The organism is Lacticaseibacillus zeae DSM 20178 = KCTC 3804 (genome assembly GCF_000260435.1).
GTDB classification, from domain to species: Bacteria; Bacillota; Bacilli; order Lactobacillales; family Lactobacillaceae; genus Lacticaseibacillus; species Lacticaseibacillus zeae.
The window spans coordinates 43,470-49,995 of sequence record NZ_BACQ01000037.1; the positions used below are offsets into that span (position 1 = coordinate 43,470).

General features: G+C 47.1%; 7 protein-coding genes and 2 pseudogenes. 2 read left to right on the forward strand and 7 right to left on the reverse strand.

Annotated features, from left to right (window positions below):
- The first annotated feature begins 326 nt into the window (after nt 1-326).
- Nucleotides 327-1,586 (forward strand): UDP-N-acetylglucosamine 1-carboxyvinyltransferase, encoded by a 1,260-nt coding sequence (murA, locus tag GSO_RS08360; protein ID WP_010490988.1) that lies wholly within the window; start codon nt 327-329, stop codon nt 1,584-1,586.
- Between the two features lie 96 nt (nt 1,587-1,682).
- Nucleotides 1,683-1,934, forward strand: a complete 252-nt coding sequence (locus GSO_RS08365; RefSeq protein WP_010490989.1) for a type B 50S ribosomal protein L31 — start codon at nt 1,683-1,685, stop codon at nt 1,932-1,934.
- Nucleotides 1,935-2,064: 130 nt separating this feature from the next.
- Here the strand turns inward: GSO_RS08365 and GSO_RS08370 are convergent, their stop codons facing one another.
- The 7 genes and pseudogenes from GSO_RS08370 to GSO_RS08395 form a co-directional block, all read right to left on the reverse strand.
- On the reverse strand, nt 2,065-3,327 hold the full coding sequence (locus tag GSO_RS08370; RefSeq protein WP_010490990.1) for a tyrosine-type recombinase/integrase: 1,263 nt from the start codon (nt 3,325-3,327) through the stop codon (nt 2,065-2,067).
- A gap of 51 nt (nt 3,328-3,378) precedes the next feature.
- The gene (locus GSO_RS08375; protein ID WP_225046620.1) at nt 3,379-3,639 is read right to left on the reverse strand and encodes a helix-turn-helix domain-containing protein; all 261 of its coding nucleotides are present in this window, start codon (nt 3,637-3,639) and stop codon (nt 3,379-3,381) included.
- Nucleotides 3,640-4,000: 361 nt separating this feature from the next.
- A complete protein-coding gene (locus tag GSO_RS08380; protein WP_010490993.1) occupies nt 4,001-4,258 on the reverse strand; it encodes a helix-turn-helix domain-containing protein in 258 nt (85 codons plus the stop codon).
- Nucleotides 4,259-4,278: 20 nt separating this feature from the next.
- Nucleotides 4,279-4,677, reverse strand: a complete 399-nt coding sequence (locus tag GSO_RS08385) for a sigma factor-like helix-turn-helix DNA-binding protein (RefSeq protein WP_010490994.1) — start codon at nt 4,675-4,677, stop codon at nt 4,279-4,281.
- Nucleotides 4,678-5,004: 327 nt separating this feature from the next.
- Nucleotides 5,005-5,688: an IS6 family transposase gene (locus tag GSO_RS08390; RefSeq protein WP_010490996.1), complete on the reverse strand. Its 684-nt coding sequence runs from the start codon at nt 5,686-5,688 to the stop codon at nt 5,005-5,007.
- Between the two features lie 66 nt (nt 5,689-5,754).
- Nucleotides 5,755-6,207 (reverse strand): annotated as a pseudogene (locus tag GSO_RS17785) (transposase); the annotation flags it as partial.
- A 71-nt stretch (nt 6,208-6,278) separates the two neighbouring features.
- Nucleotides 6,279-6,526, reverse strand: a pseudogene (locus GSO_RS08395) (IS5/IS1182 family transposase); the annotation flags it as partial.

A 6,526-nucleotide genomic window follows, 5' to 3' on the forward strand; every position in this document is an offset into this window, starting at 1 on the left:
CGATTCCTAAGCGCTCCTGCTCACGCTCTCTCCAAACGCGTTCACTGGCGCAGAAGTCTGCGTGTAAGGACCTCAGTCGCAATGGCCAAGACCGGGCCATCACGCCTGAGGCCACTTACACTCCGACTTCTAACCGCGCCAGTTCACGCTCTCATCTTTTTACTCCTTGTTTTTTCCTCTGGGATTCATTAAACTTGTATATTGAGTGCATGGCGGATGGGTCATGGGCTTGCCTACCAGAAATCGCGTTTTATATTTGAAGCATAAGATGCAGGTCAGCTTCAGCCTACTTGAAATGAACGACCTTAAGCGAGGATTTAAGTCAAATGGAAAAAATGCTGATCCACGGCGGAAAGAAATTGTCCGGTGAAGTTGTGATCGGCGGTGCAAAGAACAGCACGGTTGCTTTAATTCCGGCTGCAATTTTGTCGCGCACCCCGGTGACACTCGATTCAGTGCCGCACATCCAGGATGTCTATAATTTGATGGCCATTTTGGATGATATGAACGTCAAATCTGATTTTACCGAAAATGTTTTGACGATTGATCCAACAGAAATTCACGATGTACCGTTGCCAAACGGTAAGATTAAGAGTCTGCGCGCTTCCTATTATTTTATGGGGGCGTTATTAGGGCGGTTTGGAAAAGCCATTGTTGGATTGCCTGGTGGCGATGATATCGGTCCGCGGCCGATTGATCAACATATTAAGGGGTTTGAAGCGTTAGGTGCTTCTGTGAGTAATGAACATGGTGCCATGGCGATTAAAGCACCTGCTGAAGGCTTACACGGCGCCCGGATTTTCTTGGATATGGTTTCTGTCGGCGCCACGATTAACGTGATTTTGGCGGCAGTGACGGCGAAAGGCCGCACAGTGATCGAAAATGCTGCCAAAGAGCCGGAAATCATTGACTTAGCGACTTACTTAAACAACATGGGCGCCAAGGTACGGGGTGCCGGTACGGATGTGATCCGGATTAGCGGCGTGCCAACACTTGAAGCGCATAACTCGCATACGATTATTCCGGATCGCATCGAAGCCGGTACTTATTTGGCCATGGCCGCAGCAGTTGGCGAAGGCGTGAAAGTCAAGAACATCATTTCGGAGCATTTAGATGCCTTTTTGGCTAAGCTGGAGGAAATGGGTGTCGTCATGGACGTGGGCGAGGATAGTATTTTCGTCTATCCGTCAGGCGATTTGAAAATGGTTCAAATCAAAACGATGCCCTATCCCGGCTTTGCGACCGACTTGCAACAGCCAATTACACCATTGATGTTAAAAGCACATGGCGAAGGACTCATCATTGATACGATTTACCCTAAGCGTGTCCGCCATATTCCGGAATTGTTGCGGATGGGTGCGGACATTACGATTGAAAATGATGTGATCATCTTGCATCATTGCGATCATCTGCAGGGAACCGAGGTCGCAGCTGAAGAAATTCGTGCCGGCGCCTGTCTCATGATTGCCGGGCTGATGGCTGAAGGGACAACGACGATTACCAAAGTTGATAATATCTTGCGCGGCTATGATCGGGTTGTGATGAAACTGCGCGGTTTAGGCGCGGATGTCGAATTGATTGATTGAGATTGCGTTTATAGGTTGCGCGTGATAGACTATTAGAGTTGTAGTCATAGTATCTCTAGATCAGGCAATGATTTAGGGCAAAAGGAGTAATTGATTATGAAGCAAGGCATCCATCCAGATTATCATCCAGTTGTTTTCATGGATTCAGCAACTGGTTTTAAATTTATTTCCGGTTCCACCAAAACTTCCAAAGAAACCATCAAGTGGGAAGACGGCAAAGAATACCCGTTGGTTCGGGTAGAAATTTCGTCCGATTCTCATCCGTTCTACACCGGCAAGCAGAAGTTCACGCAGGCCGATGGACGGGTTGATCGCTTCAACAAGAAGTACGGGCTTACCAGCAAATAAAGACCACTTTGTCACATTGCGGCCACGAACCGCGGCGTGACGAGAATCTTAAAAGTTGGTTTTCGTACAAATTCATCAAAACGGGTGCGATTTGTACGAGAATTTGGCTCAATATGGGGACGTTTGGAATTCAGTTTGAATTCTGAACGTCTTTTTGTTTTTCTAGTCTTGCGGAATTCAGCCGATCTAGGAAGCGTTGGTGGGTGACCGTTGTTATTATATCCGGTGTGTTCACGTAAGTTCGCGTGGTTGAAACATTGGAATGGGTGAGCGCACTGGAGATGTCTTCCATCGACGCACCGCCTTGTCGTGCTAGGGTACTGAACGTGTGCCGCATCTTGTGTGGATGCAGGTAGACCAATTCAGGGTGCCGCCGATTGACTGACTTGATCCGTGCGTTGAGGTAATCAGAGTAAAGCGGCTGGTTGCGAATACCCTCACGAGTGACGTAGGTGAACAGCCACTGCTCACCATCTTGCTCTACTCCGATTGCTTCGAGCTGCTTGGCTTGTTCTGCCTTCCAGTCGGCCAGTAGATATAGAATATCCTGTGGCAGGGTCATAATGCTTTGCTTGTGTCCCTTGGTGTCCTTCGCGTCGCGGTTACCATCGAGTGACTGAACCAGATACAACTTGCCAGCTTCCAGATCAATGTGCTTCCACTGTAAAGCGTAGGATTCGCTCTTACGGTCGCCTAGGTGCAACGTTAGCAGGAACAGGGTGTAATCGGCTAGAGATAGCTTACCGCGCTCATAGTCCTCTTTTGTGGCTTGTAGCCAGTCCAGAAGTTGCTCTGCGGTCAGGAACTCACCTTTCTTCACTCGCTCCTTCTTGAGCTTGTCCTTGTGTGGTTGCCCGACAAGGCGGAGGGACTTGCCTACGCGGTCATATTCGATGTAGTCGAGGATCTCGGCGACTTCAAACATTTGGCGCACATACGCCTTAACCGTTTTGATATTAGCGAAGTGCTCTGACTTCTCCTTGAGCCGATCGACGACGAACTCTTTGTTGGAGTTCAGGTAGGTCATGGAATAGGAGCCGAACATTGGCAGTAGGTGGTTCTTGAACAACCCACGCTGGTATTCGACAGTAGCCTTCGTTGGGACAACCGGTGCCCGACCAGTGGAACCGGTCAAATACAGTGGCATGAAGACATCTTTGTAGAACGTCTTGAACAGAATCTTACCTTTAAGCTCAAGAGAACGGGCATTACCGTTCTTTTGGGCTTCTTTAATTTTCTTGTTGATCTCACGCTCCTTTGCGACTGCTGCTTGTTTGGTCGAGATGGTTTCCCGAAAACGCGTCTGTCCGGCGACGCCCATGAGTTCACGAACGGCTTTCGGATAGAAAACGCTGACCTGATAGGTACCAGCTTTGGTTTTGGTGATTGACATAATGATTGACCTCCTGCTCAATAAGGCAGTGAGGCGTAAGACATCATTATTTTAACATCCAACACTCATGCCTTGCATCCATTTATCAAGTTCAATGCGATCAAATCTGACCGAGTTACCGATTGTGATCTTGGGCAAGCCCAGCATGATCCAAACGTCTAACGTGTTGTACGAAACGTTGAGATATTTGCAGGCTTCACCTTTCTTGAAGTAGCGGACGTTTAGCAGTGCTTCGTGCCGAACGCTGTTTACTTCTTCACGGATAATCTCAAATACCTTGTTGCGGATCGTATCGATCTGTCCGTCGCTCAAAACGAAGGACATTTCATGGCGAATTTCTTGGCTGATAGTGCCACTTCCCTTCAAGAGTTAGTGTGCAAGGTGAGCGTATCACCTCCATTCAGTAAATTGGTGAGGCGGCGTTGTTCAACCCGGTTCCGACCGGCTAACTGATCCACAGTGAATCAGCTCTCCCGTTGCGTGGGAGTGACGTGTAAGTATCTGGCCTTGGTGTTCGCTCACTCATGCGAGGTCATGGCGACGGCTGTTGTTGCTGAACAACGCTATTCAGTTGTCAAAGGACACAGCGAGCAAAAGAAAATCCCGCTTCTGCATATACAGACAGCGGGAACGGGTCGAAATGAAACTAAAATCAGAAAAAAGTTGAAATTGATTATGTACGAGTTAGCTGTGAACTTGATTGAGTGGACGGTTGCGATAGGTGTTCAGCCACGTTGAAGCGCTGAACGCTGAATACAAACTTGATTTGAAGTTCCTGCCTCAAATCGGGATCGATATAGCTTTTTCCGTATGCAGCCTCGCGATCGAAACCGTAGCTGAACATATCGAGTAGTTGGGACATTGCCTCTGCGTCTCCGTCCTGCGCTGCCAAGATAACCGGTATCAGGTTATCGACCTCTGTATAATGCATTGAACACTCCTCCGTATTCATTACATATTTTCGTATGCTTCCTTAATCCGCGCTAGTGCCCGTCGCCGCCTCTTGTTCACCCCCTGACTTGTTTTGCCACTACGGTTGCCAATTTCGACGTCGTTGAGTTCGCCATAATAATATTGATACAAGACCGTTTTATCTGTCGAAGAAAGGGTGGAAACTGCTCTTGATAATTTCTCACTTTCGATGAAGTCTTCAAGATGCTCGATTTCCTCATCGGTCAACCTGAATTCAACGAGATGATAGGAATCTTCGATTTCTTCCAGTAGCCAGGCCTCCAGTGGTATTTCCTTGATTTGCCGAAGAGAGGCCTTATACCGATTGATTCGTTCATTTTTGAGGGCTTGTTGTACATAGCGAATAAACATTCGCGTCACTTCTTGCTCACTACTCATTGGGTTATCCTCCTCGTCTGATTTATTGGGTTACATAATTACAGACAAATTTTCTGGTCACTTATGAAAGCAATTTCCAAATATTTCTTTGATGAATTACCTGATGGAGAATTGCTGCGCGAGAAAAATCGACCGGTAGCAGTGAATGCATACAGGTCAATTCTTAATCAATAGCTTATGAAATCAGTGTTTTGAGCTGTCCGTGGGAAAGATTCTTATCGAGAGGATGGTGGTCATTCGGAAACAACCCGGTAGTAGATATTTCGGCTCTGGTGCAAATAGTCTGGGAGTGTGCCTTTTACCTAGTTGTTGATAGGGTGTTGTAGGTTATGCTGGCACCATCGCTTTTAATTCGTCCACGGCTGAAAACCCGATGAGGCTTAGCTCTCGTCGGGTTTTCTTGCGTAATGCATGGATGACTTCAATGCCGCTGAGTGTTGCACTAGCGGTTCGGATGTTTTGGAAACTTGCTGACCGCACCCGGTGTCGTTTAATGAATCGATGATCTTGTTCGATTAAATTGTTTCGATACTTGGAACATTGGTGTGCTGATTTGCTCAAGTAGTCTTGTTTCATCAGGTGCTTCACTGCCTTAAGTGTTGCTCGATATTGATCGGTGACTAAGCGATCAGGACGACCATCGGTCGTCAAAAGCCGTTTCAAAAAGTGATAGGCTGCCGCATAATCACGATGCTTTAGCAGTTCGAAGTCGAGCGTCAGACCGTTGCTATCAATTGCACGATACAGATAAGTCCAATGACCTTTGACGTTAATGTAAGCCTCGTCTATCCTCCAACTTTTGGTATGGGAGGTTTGATGTTGGCGCCATAAAGCCTTAAAGATGGGGCCATAATGATGAACCCAACGCATGACCGTGGTGTGATGCACACTAACCCCGCGATCACGTAGCAATTCAACGATATCACGGTAGCTGAGACTGAACCTAAAATAGTAGCCAACGGCTACTATAATGATATCCTGTTGAAAGTGGCGTCCTTTAAAGTAATTCATGCGCACAATCCCTCGTTTCTTGTCACTCAGTATACTAGAATGAAGTTGCCAGGCAAAATTTGCACCAGAGCCCACTCGAGAATGTTTATCCTTGATTTGCCGTAGCGCTTGAACGCGCATCTGGTCCATCGCTCGACCTAGCAGTTGAATGATATGGAAACGGTCGATGACAATCTCGGCGTTAGGGAAGAGCTCGTGAACAAAGTTCTGATACGCAGCGTTCATATCCATACAGATATGCTTCACCTTCGCTCTTTCGTCTATAGAGTAGTTTTCCTCGAAGAATTTTTTGATGGTGTCTGAGAGCCGATCACCAAGCACAGTCACACGTTTGTGTGTATCAGCGTCGATACAGATAAAGGCCATTTGTGGGTGAGTTGAGCGAAACTCATCGAAACAAAGGTTGGTTGGGAGATAGTTGAGCGGTCGCGGATTGATATTATCATCAAGGATGCGTCCAACGGTCGTGGTCGAAATGCCAGTGATTGAGGCAATGCTCTTACTAGTAATCGATTTCATTGCGAGCTTTGAGGCGTACTCAACTAGGCCATTTGAGATTGAATACTTGGGCTTAACTAGTGGCTGTTGAACTAGGCCACCATATCTTCGACACTTGTAGTAAATTTATAGCGAATTTGATAGGCCTCACCCTCGAATTTAGCCAAAATCAAAATTGGTATAGCAAATACCCTTAACAGGGTCAGCACATTGCTCAAGACGATGGCCACGTCAATCTTGACGGCCAGTGATTCAGCTGTCCGAGTGTTCACCAAGTCAAGCCCCAGCGTGCCATTCATAAAAGCAAACCGGCGTTCAACGGTACCTCTTCGATTCTCGG